Annotated in this window: 16 protein-coding genes; 3 read left to right on the forward strand and 13 right to left on the reverse strand. The window is 27.0% G+C overall.

All coding sequences use genetic code 11. From position 1 onward, the window contains the following. Positions 1-213: 213 nt before the first annotated feature. The 11 genes from ACYUE0_RS12860 to ACYUE0_RS12910 all read right to left on the reverse strand — a co-directional run bounded on the left by ACYUE0_RS12860 (position 214) and on the right by ACYUE0_RS12910 (position 10,581). A complete protein-coding gene (locus ACYUE0_RS12860; RefSeq protein ID WP_010298148.1) occupies positions 214-1,095 on the reverse strand; it encodes a tRNA 2-thiocytidine biosynthesis TtcA family protein in 882 nt (293 codons plus the stop codon). A 328-nt stretch (positions 1,096-1,423) separates the two neighbouring features. Continuing rightward, on the reverse strand, positions 1,424-2,572 hold the full coding sequence (locus ACYUE0_RS12865) for a DHHW family protein (protein ID WP_460270893.1): 1,149 nt from the start codon (positions 2,570-2,572) through the stop codon (positions 1,424-1,426). Between the two features lie 32 nt (positions 2,573-2,604). Beyond that, the gene (locus ACYUE0_RS12870) at positions 2,605-4,011 is read right to left on the reverse strand and encodes an MBOAT family O-acyltransferase (protein WP_460270894.1); all 1,407 of its coding nucleotides are present in this window, start codon (positions 4,009-4,011) and stop codon (positions 2,605-2,607) included. Positions 4,012-4,049: 38 nt separating this feature from the next. Next, positions 4,050-4,541: a DUF4358 domain-containing protein gene (locus ACYUE0_RS12875; RefSeq protein ID WP_460270895.1), complete on the reverse strand. Its 492-nt coding sequence runs from the start codon at positions 4,539-4,541 to the stop codon at positions 4,050-4,052. A 269-nt stretch (positions 4,542-4,810) separates the two neighbouring features. Then, positions 4,811-5,599: a GDSL-type esterase/lipase family protein gene (locus ACYUE0_RS12880; RefSeq protein WP_460270896.1), complete on the reverse strand. Its 789-nt coding sequence runs from the start codon at positions 5,597-5,599 to the stop codon at positions 4,811-4,813. 356 nt (positions 5,600-5,955) lie between these two features. Continuing rightward, positions 5,956-6,390: a HepT-like ribonuclease domain-containing protein gene (locus ACYUE0_RS12885; RefSeq protein WP_460270898.1), complete on the reverse strand. Its 435-nt coding sequence runs from the start codon at positions 6,388-6,390 to the stop codon at positions 5,956-5,958. Then, the gene (gene mntA, locus ACYUE0_RS12890; protein WP_460270900.1) at positions 6,383-6,820 is read right to left on the reverse strand and encodes a type VII toxin-antitoxin system MntA family adenylyltransferase antitoxin; all 438 of its coding nucleotides are present in this window, start codon (positions 6,818-6,820) and stop codon (positions 6,383-6,385) included. Before mntA ends, ACYUE0_RS12885 begins: the two co-directional genes overlap by 8 nt. A 489-nt stretch (positions 6,821-7,309) precedes the next feature. Continuing rightward, complete coding sequence (locus ACYUE0_RS12895; protein ID WP_061996941.1) at positions 7,310-7,807, reverse strand: SEC-C metal-binding domain-containing protein; 498 nt, start codon at positions 7,805-7,807, stop codon at positions 7,310-7,312. A gap of 93 nt (positions 7,808-7,900) precedes the next feature. Continuing rightward, the gene (locus ACYUE0_RS12900) at positions 7,901-8,476 is read right to left on the reverse strand and encodes a GerMN domain-containing protein (RefSeq protein WP_199869495.1); all 576 of its coding nucleotides are present in this window, start codon (positions 8,474-8,476) and stop codon (positions 7,901-7,903) included. Between the two features lie 36 nt (positions 8,477-8,512). Then, positions 8,513-9,298: an MBL fold metallo-hydrolase gene (locus ACYUE0_RS12905; protein ID WP_199869496.1), complete on the reverse strand. Its 786-nt coding sequence runs from the start codon at positions 9,296-9,298 to the stop codon at positions 8,513-8,515. 23 nt (positions 9,299-9,321) lie between these two features. Next, positions 9,322-10,581, reverse strand: coding sequence for a UDP-N-acetylglucosamine 1-carboxyvinyltransferase (locus ACYUE0_RS12910; protein ID WP_199869497.1), 1,260 nt, complete (start codon positions 10,579-10,581; stop codon positions 9,322-9,324). Between the two features lie 556 nt (positions 10,582-11,137). Here ACYUE0_RS12910 and ACYUE0_RS12915 point away from each other — a divergent pair. Both ACYUE0_RS12915 and ACYUE0_RS12920 read left to right on the forward strand, forming a co-directional pair. After that, positions 11,138-11,680: a hypothetical protein gene (locus ACYUE0_RS12915; RefSeq protein ID WP_460270901.1), complete on the forward strand. Its 543-nt coding sequence runs from the start codon at positions 11,138-11,140 to the stop codon at positions 11,678-11,680. Positions 11,681-11,923: 243 nt separating this feature from the next. Next, positions 11,924-12,355, forward strand: a complete 432-nt coding sequence (locus ACYUE0_RS12920) for a DMT family transporter (RefSeq protein ID WP_061996952.1) — start codon at positions 11,924-11,926, stop codon at positions 12,353-12,355. A 259-nt stretch (positions 12,356-12,614) separates the two neighbouring features. Here ACYUE0_RS12920 and ACYUE0_RS12925 read toward each other — a convergent pair whose 3' ends face one another. Continuing rightward, positions 12,615-13,508 carry a selenium metabolism-associated LysR family transcriptional regulator gene (locus ACYUE0_RS12925; RefSeq protein WP_199869498.1) on the reverse strand — a complete coding sequence of 298 codons (894 nt, stop codon included), beginning with the start codon at positions 13,506-13,508 and terminating at the stop codon, positions 12,615-12,617. A gap of 223 nt (positions 13,509-13,731) precedes the next feature. Here ACYUE0_RS12925 and ACYUE0_RS12930 point away from each other — a divergent pair, with 223 nt between their 5' ends. Continuing rightward, positions 13,732-14,955 carry a S8 family serine peptidase gene (locus tag ACYUE0_RS12930; RefSeq protein WP_460270902.1) on the forward strand — a complete coding sequence of 408 codons (1,224 nt, stop codon included), beginning with the start codon at positions 13,732-13,734 and terminating at the stop codon, positions 14,953-14,955. Positions 14,956-14,988: 33 nt separating this feature from the next. On the opposite strand, the gene ACYUE0_RS12935 is transcribed toward ACYUE0_RS12930, so the two are convergent. Continuing rightward, entirely contained in the window at positions 14,989-16,239 is a 1,251-nt protein-coding gene (locus ACYUE0_RS12935) for a competence/damage-inducible protein A (protein WP_460270903.1), read from the reverse strand. Positions 16,240-16,300: the final 61 nt, after the last annotated feature.

A 16,300-nucleotide genomic window follows, 5' to 3' on the forward strand; every position in this document is an offset into this window, starting at 1 on the left:
TCAGCCGTTTAGTCCTAAAAATTTTCAAAAAGATTATTAGAGTTTCTTGAAATAACTAACTGAATAACGATTTAAAGTTATATTTATCATTTTTTATAACAACAAACTCCTTATATAAACTAAAAATTTAATTAAAATTTTATAAAACAAATAAAAAGCCGTATTAAAATAGATTTGTTCTTCTATTTTAATACAGCTAATTTAAATAAATTATTAATCTTCATCAAAGAAATCTAAATATGAATAGGTTTCTCCGTCCTTTTTCCATCCTAATATTGCATCCATGTTTACATTCTGTGCTGCCCTGAATATAGATTTATCTACATCTTTAAAGTTTTTCTTTAAATCTGCTATCATATCCTTTATCTCAAAACGTTTGTTTCCTATTTTCTTTGCAGCTACCATACATGCACAATTTAATGGCCATATACCACTGTTTTGAATGAATTTTTGTATATATGGCTCTTCTACATAATAAAGTGGTCTTATAAGCTCTAATCCTTCAAAATTAGTTGCTTTTAATTTTGGAAGCATTGTTTTAAAGTTTCCTGCATATAAAACATTTAACATTGTAGTTTCTATTACGTCATTAAAATGGTGACCTAGTGCAAGTTTATTACATCCAAGTTCTTGAGCCTTTGAATATAATGCACCTCTACGCATTCTCGCACACATATAACATGGATAGTCTTTAGCTATGTCATCAACAATTTTAAATATCCCTGAGTCAAATATATGTATAGGTATATTTAAGTAATTACAGTTGTCAATTAAAAGCTGTTTAATATCTTCATGATAACCAGGATCCATAGCTATAAACTCTAGTTCAAAATCCATTTGGCCATGTCTTTTTAATTCCTGAAAACATTTTGCCATAACTAAACTGTCTTTTCCTCCAGATATAGCTACTGCAATTTTATCTCCATCTTCTACCAATTTATAGTCTTTTATAGCCTTTATAAATTTAGACCATATATGTTTTCTATATTTTTTTATTAAGCTTCTTTCAATTTCTTGTATAGGGCGTCTTTCGTTAAATGGAATTAATACTTCACATCCACTACCAGCTAATCCCTCTTTATTTTCTTCACTCATATTTACACCTCACTTACCTTTAAAATATTATAACACCAATCTATAGTGATACAAACTCACTTTTGAACTTCTACATTAAAATAACAAAAAAGAGTTTAAAAATTTAGCTTATAAAAACTCATTTTCTAAACTCTCTTATATAACTTTATAAATTATCCTAAATTATTTATCTTGAGCTTCTTGAATAGATTTTTTTACAGTTAATAATATTATACTATATAACTAAGTTTATATACTTTTTTACTATTTACTTTCATAATTAAAAATAAACATTATCTATAGTTTAATAATTATTTACTAAACTTAAATTAAAGGTTATTTATATGTTTTAATATTTAATAGTTTTTATAGATGTGTCTTGAAAAAATGTATTTGCATTATAAAGCATTAACATTTCATCTATTTCATTCTTTTCTATTAATTTTGATAAGTCTTCTGTATAGTATCTTAAATCTACCATATATATTTCACTAAAATCATTTATTAAAAATGGAACAAAAGAATTAGCATAAGAATCCTTTACTATAAGCAACTTTCTATCACTATTTGCTTTTGTACTTATCTTTACTAAAGGATGGTTTCCATCTAAGAAAACAGTATACTTATCTTTCTTCTTAAGGTTATCCATTGCATATATAGAATTACTCTCTTTTTCTTCTAACGGATACTCTACCTTTATATCTTCATCTATGTGATTTTTATATTTATAAAGATTAATACTATCAGAAGATACATCTCTAAAATTACCTTTAGAATATAATGAGCCTAAAAATTCATTACTCACTTCTACTTTATCAAAGTTATCTTTATCTGCTAAAGACAGATTCATGCTCTTAGCTAGCTCTTCATAAGCATAATACGCTCCATCAGTTGTCCAGTGATGATCCGTTTTATAATATATGTACTCATCTTTTTTTGAATTTAACTTTTCATATACATCTACAAAATTTATATCTTCATTTAAACCATCTTTAAACTTATCTAGATATGTTTTTTCACTAGGCTCTACTACATAGTGTGGTAACTTATCTTTAAGTATATCCACTGCAGTAGGTGCTAATACAATATATTTTTTTAACTCTTTAGATTGATTATCAAAGTTATTGATAGCATTTACCCTAGTATCAACCTCTTCTTGTGATGGTGCTTTAAATTTTTCAAGTAAATAATCATCTTTTCCTAAGTAAACATCATTACTTTCTTTTTTTCCTATAAATTTATCGTATTTAGATTTTAATTCTACCCAAAAATCTCTAAATGCAAATTGGTCAGAAATATATTCTTCATATTTTTTAGTAAATTTACCTTCAAGCAAAGATTCTATTGAAAACTTAGGCTTCTTTTGAAGCACTCTATTTTCCAACTCTGAAAAATCTTTATTTGGAGTTATTATGTTTAAAGCTACAATAGATGTAAAAAATACAATAAACATTATAGCTACAATTATCTTTAATAATTTATTATTTTTGTTCAACACTTTCACCTCTTTTAAGCTAATTATTCATACTTCTAAAATCTAAAGTATAAGAATGGATTATAAGTTTCATTAACTAAATAAGCCACTGATATAACTAACATTATTAAGTATATACTTGGTAATATTACTATCTTTAAAGTTTTTAGTTTTATTTTTATAAAATCAACTAATCTTTTTAAGATAGGTGTTGAACATATTATAACTGCTATGATTAATCCTATATTAGTTGTGAGATAATACATTGTCATACTATCCATTAAAGGATTGCTATTAAGACCAAACATAACTTTTATGTACTTTAAGGCACTGTTTAATGTTTCTACATCAAAGAACACCCAACCGATTATAACTAATACCATTGCATATAAATTAGCAATAAATCCAGGCATTTTTTCAAGCCATTTTAATAAGAACATTTTCTCTATTACTAATATACATCCAAAGTAAAGCCCCCAAACTATAAAGTTCCAGCTTGCTCCATGCCAAAGGCCAGTAAGAAACCAAACTATAAATAAATTTCTTAAATGTTTCGCTAGTGAAACTCTATTACCACCTAACGGTATGTATACATATTCTCTAAACCAAGAGCCTAAAGATATATGCCATCTACGCCAAAACTCTGTAATACTCTTTGATATATATGGGTAATTAAAGTTTTTCATAAAATCAAAACCTAACATTTTTCCAAGACCGATTGCCATGTCTGAATACCCACTAAAATCAAAATATATTTGGAAGGTAAATGCTATTATGCCAAGCCACGCTCCAATCACAGTAACATCATTTATTGGAGTATTTTTAATAGTAGTCCATATAATTCCTATGTTATTAGCTAGTAAAACTTTTTTAGCTAAACCTACTATAAATAATTCGCATCCTTCTCCAAACTTTTCTAGTGTTTCATGCCTATTATCTATTTGTTTTGCAACCTCTCCATACTTTACAATAGGACCAGCTACTAACTGTGGGAACATTGTAACATACGCACCAAAAGATATGATGTTGTTTTGCACTGGAATCTTATCTAAATAGACGTCTATAGTGTATGACATTGTCTGAAACGTATAAAATGATATACCTACAGGTAATGGTAAAGTTTTTGCTACTAAATTTAGACCAAGTAATCCATTAACGTTCGCTATAAAGAACCCATAATATTTAAAAAATGCTAAAATTCCTAGATTAATAACCATAGAAATAATAAGAACAAGTCTTGCCTTGCTCTTATTGTCTCTATATTTATCTATAAGAATTCCATTAGTATAATCAAACACTGTTGAAAATAGCATTATTCCTATATAAACAGGCTCACCCCATGCATAAAATATAAGACTAAATATCAATAATACTAAGTTTCTTATTCTTTTAGGGGATATATAGTAAACTAGTAATGTTACAGGTAGAAATACAAATAAAAATATTAAACTACTAAATACCAATTTACGTCCCACCTTAATTATTAAATTTTGTTTTTATATTATTTTAAAGAACCATCAAAAGCTTCTTCTATTTTTTCTGCATCTTTTGATACTGCTAATAATATGTACGTTCTTTCAGATTTTAAAACCTTGTTTTCTACTAAATTATATTGTTCTGGAAGATAATCTTTAAATCCTTCACCATTTTCATTTGCTTTTGCTTCGATTTGTTTTTTCATATCTTCAACTTTTGCTTCATCTTTAACTTTTATAACAGCTACTTCATCAGCTTGTAAGTTTGTTTTTGGTATGTAAAATGAAATTTCTTCTATATCCTCTGACTTAACTCCAACAAACTTCTCTAATTTTTCTTCATTACCTTCTTGCATATCTGCAAATTCTGTTGAATTTTTTATGTTTTCTATTACTTCTTTTGTCGTTGGATTTTTCTCCTTAGTACTTGTCCCACAACCAGTTAACATTCCTACCGTTAGCATTGCTCCAAAAGCAATTGCCATTATTTTTTTTGTTTTAGTGTTTCCTTTTAACATATTTTTCATCCTTCCTGTATTTAGGCATACTCAAATAAATAATAAACTAATATTCTCACTTATTTGCCATAAATACTTTGTCGATAAATCCCATACATAGCCCCACTATCACTAGATTTTATCTCTTTGTCTCATGACAAATATACTTTGAATTTTTGACTTTTTATTTCTTTTTATACGCCTTAAAATTTTTATGTACTGATTTAATTAACCTAACTTTTCATTCTCAATTTTTAAGTAGATAAATTTAAACCTACTTTCCCTTATAATTAATGTAAATTGTTTTTTATTTCATCTATCCATGTGCTATAAAAAGTTCCTTTAACATGTTTACCATCTGGCTCAAAAGAATCATCATTTCCTTTTAAAAGCTTGCTAATATCTATATAATTAACTCTTTGTCTCACACACATATTTACAATTAATTTATTAACTTCTTCTATGCGAGTATTAGTAATTCCATTTGTAGCATCCTCTCCAAAACTTGCTACTGGAAATACTGATTGAACATATATAGTAGAATTTGGCACTTCTTTTTTTATATCTTCTATTAGTTTTTCATATTGTGAAATAAAATCTTCATTTTTAGAAAAACAAATCAAATCATTCATTCCATAAAGTATAAATATATTTTTAGGATTTATATCTTTTAATTGATTTACATAACTTACTGCAACTTCAGTAGTATCTCCTTTGTTAGCTAAAACTCTTTTATCCTCTACTAATTCATAAAAAGAGAACCCTTCCGTTATAGAATCTCCCATAAATGCAGATGTTGTTAAAATATTTTCATCACTGCTTGTCTTACTATTTTCTATTTTATTTTCCTTATTGTCACTTTTACCTTGTTCCTTGTCTTTGACTTCTTCATTGCTTTTAGAATCTTCTAACTGTTTTTCCTCTTCTTTTTTTCCATATACCAATTCATTTTTTTTATTTACATTCTTTATATAATTAATCATTGGCATAGATGCACCAAATATAATAATCAAACATACTATTATTGCCATAATTAGTCTTTTCTCGTTAACCACAACATACTTTTTCTTTTTGTTCATAATGCACCTCAAAACATCTATGTTAAAACTTTTAAAGTTAAATACCTACATTAGTGTATATAATATACTTTAATACTAAACTATATTATCACAATTAAAGGATATTTTAATATAATTTTTAACACTTTTACATAAAAATTTTATCATTTAATATAGCAAAATTAATTACAATAATATTAAATTATAACTAATTTTATATTATTTTTTTAAAAAATCTAAACTTTACTATTATATCTTTTAATAAATTTAAAATTATTAACTTTTTGTTCAAAATTTTTAAACTCCTTATTGATGAGATTAATCATCTATAAGGAGTTTTTTAATTACAAAAATTTAGTATGTTATTTTTGATATATTTATTTCTTTAAATTCTTATACATTTTAATCATTATATTTACAACCTCATCAATATTGTTTTTGTTATCTTTTATAAACTCTATTATTTCTTCTGCTGATGGTTGCTTATAAACATGAGCTATTCTATTTCGATATCTTCTATAAACATTTAAAAAAACATATATATCTTCATTTATAATATGATTTTCATATAATTTTTTTATAGACTTTTCCATATCATCACTGATTTTATATTGTTTTAATTCTTTTAAGCATAAAGATGTAAAGCTTTCTATTAATATAAAATACTCTAAAAAACTTTGTTTTATTGAAGATTTTATAAGTATTTTTATGTCTTCATCTTCAACTTCATATAGTTTCACTAAAGCTTTATCTAAAATTCCTAAAGTTTCTTTTATATTTTTTATTATATCGTATAAGCGTTCTTTATTCATCTAAGATCACATCTCTTTCCCTAAAATATCTAAATTCTTCATTATCTTTATAAACAATATCTGTTTTATTATAATCCATACTATACAAATCTAAATCATCATTATAGATTAATATTCCAGTATCATAAACGGATACCTTAAATTTCAAATCTAAATCATCATTATTCAAATTAATAATGTCAATTTCTCTTTTCAAAAAAGATTTTAACTTTTCTTCTAATTCCATTATACTATTTAAGCTTATTTTTTCTTTACTTAAAATTGCAATATCAACATCTGAATACTCAGCAAAATCTTTCCTTACTATACTCCCAAATACTATGACAGAATTTATTTTATATGATTTAAATAAGTCTAATATTTTCTGTGATTTAAGTATATTTATTATTTCTTTTGCATTATATAAATGGTCTAAATCATTTAAACTCATTTTTTCACCTCATATTAAATTAATATATAATGTTATTATATCCTACACTATGTCAATTATAAACATTTGTCCACCCTAACTATATAGAATATAGATTAAAGTTTTAACTTATACAGCAAAACTTTAATATAAGGAAACAAGCTACAATTTAAATTTATTCATCAAATTTTTGTTATCAGTTGAGAAAAATAAGTACAAATATAGTCAGTTAAGAATTATGAATTAAGCATTTAGGATGAACGTGGCAACCACTTTCTGAAAATAATTTTTTAAAATCTATCAATATAATTTCCTTTGTAAATTTATAAAAAGATACGTTGAGAATTACTAGGAACGAAGTGAGTAGTAATAACCACAACTGTTCACTATTCACTCTTAACTTTTAACTAAAATAATCTGTTAGTTATTAAATAAATTTAAATTGGGGATTATTTCCCTATATAATTGTGTATTAAAAAAACACCCTATAAGGGTGCTTTATCATAAATGTTATTTTCCACAACACTTTTTGTATTTTTTACCACTACCACATATGCATGGATCATTTCTTCCTACTTTAGTTTCTTTAACTATTACTTTAGAAGCTCTCCATTCCTTTGTTATCTCTTTTCTTTTTTCTTCTGAGAATATTGCATTCCATTGTGGTAATTTGTATAAGTAATCAGCTTTAGATTCTAACATATTGAAATATAATTTTTCAAAATCAATTTTCATATCTATTTCAGCATTTGCATCCATTGACTCTAAATCTAATTCTTTTTCTATGCTTTCATTTACTCCATCTAAGAATCCCATAAATTGAACATCTGTAACGCCATATTCTTCAGCTAATTCATTTATTTTTCCCTTAATTTCTCCATTTAAATTAGTTAATGCTTTGCTATATATAGTAGTTTCAACTCTAGCATACTCTTTCCAGAATTCTGGTTCACCTTTGCTTTTCACAAAATCAACTACGTAATTTGTCCATTCATTATATAAACTCATGTTATTATCTCCTTTATGAATAAATTAAAATTTATCTACTTCGTTAATTATAATAAAACTTTTGATTTGTTTCAATATTTACTTAACTTCATTTTATTTAAGCTTTAATCCATTAATATCTTCCTGTGAAAACGGTTTTGAAACATCGTAATTTCCACCTATTGTTTGCAAATTTTTATTATCTATAGTTAGCATAACCTTATCAATGCTACTTAGCTGAGTAAGGGACGTAGCTAAACAAGTAAGTGTGGTTTTTTCTTTATTCTCATTCATTTCAACTTTTGCAGCTTCACTTAAATTCACATATGCAATACCATCTTTAATAGAAAAGCTTAATAACCTTGTATCTTTAGGGAATATTGCTTTAGATTGACTAACTACTGAAGGGCCTTTTAAAAGCTCTTGAACTATTATTTCTCCTAACAATTCTTCCTTATCAACTAGTCTTTCTTCTTTTAAAATTTTAGATTCACTATCATTTTCAGTTCCATCAAAATATAATGTTAAATCTAAATATTCTCCACTCTCTTCTTGTTTTACATTTAAATTCTTGATTTTTTCTTTATTTAAAGCACTATTTTTATCTTTCTTATCGTAATTTATAAAAGATAAAACACCTATTATAGTAAAAGCAATTATTAATATTATTATTATTGATTTCTTTTTCATAACTGCCTCCTTATACTTATTATTAGCATAATATCATTATACACATATAACATCACTGTGTTTATCTCTATTTGCCATAGTAATACTTACATCTGTTCCTATTTGAACCTTATTTTCCTTTAAAACACTTATAACCGTTTCATATGCTAACTGTGGATAGTTATTTGTTTTACTTAAATGCCCTAAATATATATTTTTAAGATTGTCTCCTAAAATATCTAATATAGCATTTCCACAAGCCTCATTAGATAAATGTCCAATATCACTTAAAATCCTTTTCTTAAGTACATACGGATATGGTCCAAATTTAAGCATTTCAATATCATGGTTACTTTCTAATAAAAACACATCTGCATCTTTCAAAACATTTTTTACTTCTTCTGAAAAATGCCCTAAATCTGTAGCTACTGCTGCTACCTTATTTTTACTTCTAAATGCATAACCTCTAGGGTCAACAGCATCATGATGTATTTTAAAATTTTCTATAGTCATATCTTTTATGTCTATGTATTTCTTATCAAGAAGTTTTATATTTTCCATTTTTAATTTACCTAGTTTGCTTTCCATAGCATTCCAAGTAAGCTCATTTGCATATATAGGTATATTGTGTTTTCTTGATAATACACCTACAGATTTTATATGGTCTATATGTTCATGAGTTACAAAAATACCGTCTATTTCCGAAGGGTTTTCACCTATATTGGTTAACTCCCTTTCTATGTTCTTACCTGCAACTCCTGCATCTATTAATAGTCTAGTATTACCATCTGATACAAATACACTATTTCCGCTACTACCACTAAATAATGGACAAAATATCATAAACTTCTCCTTCTCTTAACTTACTAATCACACTTTGCTCTTGTAATGTCTCCACCTAAGTGTTTAAATTTTTCTTCTATATTAGGATAACCTCTATCTATATGTTGTATTCCTTCAACAACAGTAGTTCCTTCAGCAACTAAACCTGCTATAACAAGTGCCGCTCCTGCTCTTAAATCAGTTGCTTTAACATTAGCACCTTTAAGTTTTTCTACGCCATCAATAACAGCAACTCTTCCTTCAACAGTTATGTTTGCTCCCATTCTATTTAACTCTTCAACATGTTTTAATCTGTTTTCGTATATACTTTCATTTATTACACTTCTTCCCTTTGAAACAGCTAATAAAGTGCTCATTGGCTGTTGTACATCTGTTGGGAATCCTGGGTAAGGTAATGTTTTTATGTTTACACCCTTTAAGTTTTTATCTGATTTAACGATAATATTGTCATCACCTTCTATAACATTAGCTCCCATTTCTATTAATTTAGCTGATATAGACTCAAGGTGTTTAGGTATAACATTCTTTATTTTTACTTCTCCTCCACATGCAGCTGTAGCTACCATGAAAGTACCTGCTTCTATTTGGTCTGGAATAACTGAATAATTGCATCCTACAACCTCATCTACTCCTGTTATTTTTATTGTATCAGTTCCTGCACCTTTTATTTTTGCTCCCATACTATTTAAAAAGTTTGCTACGTCAACTACATGTGGCTCTTTAGCTGCATTTTCAAGAATAGTAACACCTTCTGCAAAAACAGCTGCAAGCATGACATTTATAGTTGCTCCAACGCTAATTACGTCAAAGTATATGCTTGTTCCAACTAATCTTTCTGCTTTAACACTAACAGCGCCACATTCTATTGTTACACTTGCGCCTAAAGCTTCAAATCCTTTTATGTGTTGGTCTATAGGTCTTGAACCTATAGGGCATCCCCCTGGAAGTTCTACTCTAGCTTCTTTAAATCTTCCTAAAAGAGCTCCTAAAAAGTAATATGACGCTCTCATTTTTCTTACATGTTCTGTATTTGCATTAAGACTTTTAACAACTGTACTGTCTATAGTTAAAGCCCCTTCTTTTCTTTCAACTTTACATCCTAAATATTCAAATATTCTTTCTATACAATTAACATCTTCAATATTAGGTATATTATCAATACAGCATTTTCCCTTGCTTGCTATTATAGCCGCTGGTAAAATTGCTACTACTGCATTTTTCGCTCCACTTATTTCCACTTCTCCATATATGGATTTACCACCATTAATTATTAATTTTTCCATTACGGTATCATCCTCACTATTTAATATATATTAAGTTTATCTTGCATCCTAAAAATCATACATATCATATTATATCATATACAAATTACATTATTAATACGAAATTTTAAAATATATCATTTATTCTACATCTAATATAAAGGCTATCTTATTTATATGCAAGATATTTATGCATTTTACAAGAAATTTAAAGGTATTTAACCCTTTTTTTTAATTATTGATATACTGTTCTAAACTGAATTTTTAATTTATGAATTCATAATATTAACATCATACTAATAGTATAAGAGTAATTAGTGAGCCATGCTCCGAATCACTTTAAATTTCAGGTTTAATTTATACAGTGCAGTTTAATTCACAAAACCCTAAAAAGTTCTTATATTAATATTAAAAAATATTATTTATAAACTTATTTCCACGTAAATAACCTTATAGATAATATTTTTAATGAATCCTTCCATTATTTATGATATAATATTGTTTATTATAAATTAACGAGTTTTGGCACATTATATTAAGTGTGTCAATTTAAAACCTTGGGTTATGGAGGATAGTTATGAAATATTACTTAGTTGCCGTTTTTGATGAAAATTCGTCTTCATCTCTTACAAAAATACAAAAGTCCATAAGTAAAAAATATAAATTATATAAAAATACACCTGTGCTTCATATACCTTTAGGTGTAGTAAATTCTAATGATTTTGAAAAATTGGATGAAGCACTACATAAAGTTTTAGCACCATACAAAAATTTTAAAATCATGATAGATAATAAAATAGTTTTTAATGATAGTTTTAATACGCTAGGCTTTAAAGTAGAGGATAAAGGATATATAAATAAGATTTTAAGAAGTGTATCTAATACTTTTCCAATCTATAATGTCAATATAAAGATGCCAAATAACGGTAATCTTAACATTCCTATAGCTAACGCTAATCATAATACTAGAAAAAGTGCTGGGAATGGAACATTATACATAAATTCACAATGTGAAAAAGATTCATACTTATACACAGCTAAAGTCTGTAAGTTTGAACTTTGGAAACAACCAACATCTAATAGAGAAATGATAAAATCTTATCCACTAAAAGAATATTAAAATTTAAAACTAATTATAGTTATTTAAAAATTAAATGTATTATTACATTAATTTTAAGGAGCTTAATTAGTTTTTTTATGCATTTATTTAAATTTAACTCTTAAAACAATCTTTTATTATAATAATCTATTACCCCTATAAAACTCAATAGGAAATATTTAGCCCTTTAAATATATGCTTTACAGCACTATATTGAATATGACTAAATTTATTGGTTACACTAATCCTAAGGACGGTGATTTTATGTTAGCTGTAATAATAGCAATAATTTCAGGTGTAAGCATGAGCCTTCAAGGTGTTTTTAATACTAAGCTGTCTGAAACTGTAGGGCTTTGGGAAACTAATGTAATCGCTCAAGGGGTTGCTCTTATTGTTACATTTATTGTTATGCTGTTCGCTGGTAAGGGAGATATAAAAGCAATAAAAGATGCAAATAAAATTTATCTTTTAAGCGGAGTTTTAGGTGCAATTATAGTTTATACTGTTATGAAAAGTATCTCTACCTTAGGTACTACTTATGCAATATCTATAATACTAGTTGCTCAACTAGTTGCAGCAGCACTTATAGATTGCTTTGGATTATTTGGCATTGAAAAATGCTCCTTTGGTTTTAAGGAAATATTAGGCATTGTAGTTATGATTGCAGGAATAATTCTTTTTAAGTGGCAAAAATAAAAAAGATGCATAGCATCTTTTTTTGGTATATTCATTTATTAAATGATAACAAAAATTTAATGAATCAATTTAAATACGAGCTTGTTTCCCTATATAGCGTTCCAAGTTGACTTTTAAAATTATCCATTCCAAAACTTGGATACCTAAAATAGTGAGACATGCTCCGAATTACTTAGAATTCAACACTACATTTTATATAAAAATATTTTAAAGTTAGTGAATAAATTTAAATTAGAGCTTGTTTCCCTATAATTATACTTTATTCTAAATTATATACTTCTTTACACATATTTAAAAAGGCTGTAGCTATTGGTGTTAACGTTCTCTTAGCACTAACAACTAAATACATACTTCTTTTAAGATTTAATCCATCTACAGTACTTATTTGCATGTTTTCATCTTTTAATAAATCCTCACATAGTGCTTTTGATAAAATAACTACCCCTAATCCAAGTTTTAGCATTTTTATTTGAGCATCTAAGTTATTAACTTCACATAAAACTTTCAACTTATGATTATCTAAATTAGCTTCATCTAGTGCAGTTTCTAGTGTTTTTCTTGTAGCAGACTCTTTTTCTCTTATTATGAAATCACAATTCAAAAGTTCATCAATAGTTAATACCGTAGGAAGACCTAACTCTTTTTTAGAAACTATAACTAGTTCATCCTCCATTATGTCATAACTTCTTATCTTATTATTATGTACGGTAGTTCCTACTAATCCAATTTCACAATTTAATTCTAATATATCTTTAATTATTCCTACAGAGCCTTGCTCTTTAATATTAAATTTAACATTTGCATAAGTATCATTAAATTTTTTTATAAGCCCCGGCAATATAGCATTACATGGAGTAGTACTTGCTGATATATTTAATCTACCGGATATGTTGTTATTAAAATTAGACATTTCAACTATAGAATTATTCCTAGTATTTATTATATCTGTAGCGTATTCTAAAAATAACTCTCCTGCAGGAGTTAAATTAACTTCCTTAGATGTTCTATCAAAAAGTTGAATTTCCAGTTCCTTTTCCAAACTCGCTATATTAGAGCTTATAGTTGGTTGTGAAAGATAAATAGCATTTGCTGCCTTTGAAAAACTTCTTAATTTTGCTACCATAATAAAAGCTTCTAACTGTTTAAAGTCCATACTTATCCCCCTCACTCATTATATCTACGTAATCTATTATGAATGTAATGATTTGAAATTTCAATAGCATTTATCAAAAAAATGAATGGTATACAATTTTTTATATATTTTTAATTTTCTTTTATTATTTTAATGTAAATTCATTAAAATTTTTTACTTAAAGTTACATTTATTTCATGTATTCATATAATATATTGATGTATCAATTCTAGGAGGATATTTTATGTTTTCTTTTAAAAAGAAACTATCTCCCACATTAAGAAAAGCTATAAAAAACAATTTTTATAGTAAATATAGGGTCATTGTTGAATATAGAAATTTAAAGGATGATTTAGTTAAAAAAATTAAATACTTAAATGGTGAAGTATTATTTTCTATAGATACTATTAACTGTATTGCTGCTAATTTAAGTACAAATTGTATAAATCGTCTTGTAGAGCTACCGGAAATTAAATATATAATTTTAGATGAATATGCATTTCTTTGTGGTAGAACTGTTCTTTTATCAAATGGTGTTTCATTACAAAGTTCTGATAATATCATTAAAGGAGATTATAAGCTTAGCGGTAAGGGGGTAGGCATTGGCTTAGTGGATAGTGGTTGTTATCCCCATAAAGATCTTTTATATCCAAACAATAAAATTAAACACTTTATAGATGTTATAAACAATTATACTTATCCTTATGATGATAATGGTCATGGTACTTTTATCTCAGGAATACTTTGTGGAAGTGGTTATGAATCTAAAGGAAGATATCGTGGTGTCGCAACTAACAGCCACTTAGTAGTTGCTAAAGCTTTTGATAAAACAGGAAAGGCCTTTCTTTCATCTACTTTATTTGCGATAAATGAAATTTTAAAGTGTAGCGAGGATTTTAACATTAAAATAATATGCTTACCTTTTGAAACTTATACTATGGATAGTGATTTTTTAAATATTTATTCCAAACTATTTAAAGTTTGCATAGATAAGGGCATAACTGTAATTGTACCTTCTGGTAGCAATTTATCATCTGAGAATAGTATTAAAGGCTTTGCTGTTTTAAAAGATGTTATAACTGTAGGCGGTATAGATACTACTTCTGCTAGCAAAATTTATTCTTACTCTTCTTGTGGATCATCAAAAACTTTAGCTAAACCAGATTTTATATCTGCAGCTGTAGATGTTATCTCACTTAATTGTAATACTAGCTATATTTCAGAGCGAAATGGCTTAAAGGTGTATCCTCCAAAACTTAATAAACATTATATTGATGTAAGTGGAACTTCTGTATCTTGCGCATATATTGCTGGAGTTTGTGCACTTTTATACGAATACAATCCACAATTAATATTTAAAGATGTTTATGGTCTTTTAAAAGTATCTTCTAGACTAATAAAAGAAAAAAAATACATGCAAGGTAATGGAGTTATAGATTTAAGCAAAATCTTACCTAAGAAGCAATAAAAGAGATGAATTAATCATCTCTTTTTCTATTATTTAATCTTTATAATGTTTACTTATACATAATTTTCTTCTTAAGAAATCTAAGGCACACTGTGTAGCACGATTTCGTATTTGTTGTCTATTTCCTAAAAGGTTTAATTTTTTAGTTGATACCTCACCATCAATGTAAACACCAACATATACAAGACCTACTGGCTTTTCGTCAGTTCCACCACCTGGACCTGCAATACCTGTTGTTGATATACCAATTCTTGCACCACATCTCTTAGCTATACCCTCTGCCATCTCTTTTGCCGTTTCACTACTTACTGCTCCAAATTCTTTTAATGTTTCTTCTTTTACACCTAAAGTTCGCATCTTTGCATCATTACTATATGTTATAGCACCTTCTAAAAATACAGCTGATATACCTGGATAGTTTATAAGTTTTGCTCCAAGTAATCCTCCTGTACAAGATTCAGCCGTTGATACTGTAAGATTGTTTTCTACAAGAATTTTTCCTAAAACATCCTCTAAGGTATCATCACCTTCACCATATAAATTTTCTTTAAATATTTCTTTTAGTTTTTCTTCTATAGGAACTATAAGCTCTTTTGCCTTATTTTCATTTTCTGCTGTTGCTGTAATTCTAAAAGTAACCTCTCCATCTTTTGCATAAGGTGCTACTGTAGGATTAGTTTGATTTTCTATTATGTGACTAATCATCTCTTCTGCTGAACTTTCGCCAATTCCAATAACCCTTAAAACCTTTGATATCAAAATTACATTTTGAAAATTTGAAAGGTATGGTACTACAGACTCTTCAAACATAGGCTTCATTTCTTTTGGTGGTCCTGGTAAATTTATAAGTATTTTATTATTCTCATTTATAATACATCCTGGCGCTGTTCCATTGTCATTTCTTAAAACTATTGCATCTTTAGGAAAATAAGCTTGTTTTATATTATTTTTAGCCATTTCTCTTCCCATTTTTTCAAATCTATCTTCTATTCTTTTTAAAGATTCTTCATGCAACACGCTTTCTTTTTTGAAAAATTCAAAGGATATTTCTTTTGTTAAATCATCTTTAGTTGGCCCTAACCCACCAGTTGTTATAACTAAATCTGCTCTTTTAAAAGCCAACTCATAAGTTTCTTTTAACCTTTGAGGGTTGTCCCCGACCACAGACTGATGATAACAAAATATACCTAGCTCACTTAATCTTCTAGATAAGTATTGTGCATTGGTATTTAATATATCACCTAATAGTAATTCTGTTCCTACAGCTATGATTTCACATTTCATATTAACCAGCTCCTTTGTTCTTATAAGGTTCCAAATTAAATTTTAAACTTATTCATTTATC

It is taken from the genome of Clostridium sp. CTA-19, assembly GCF_054767855.1.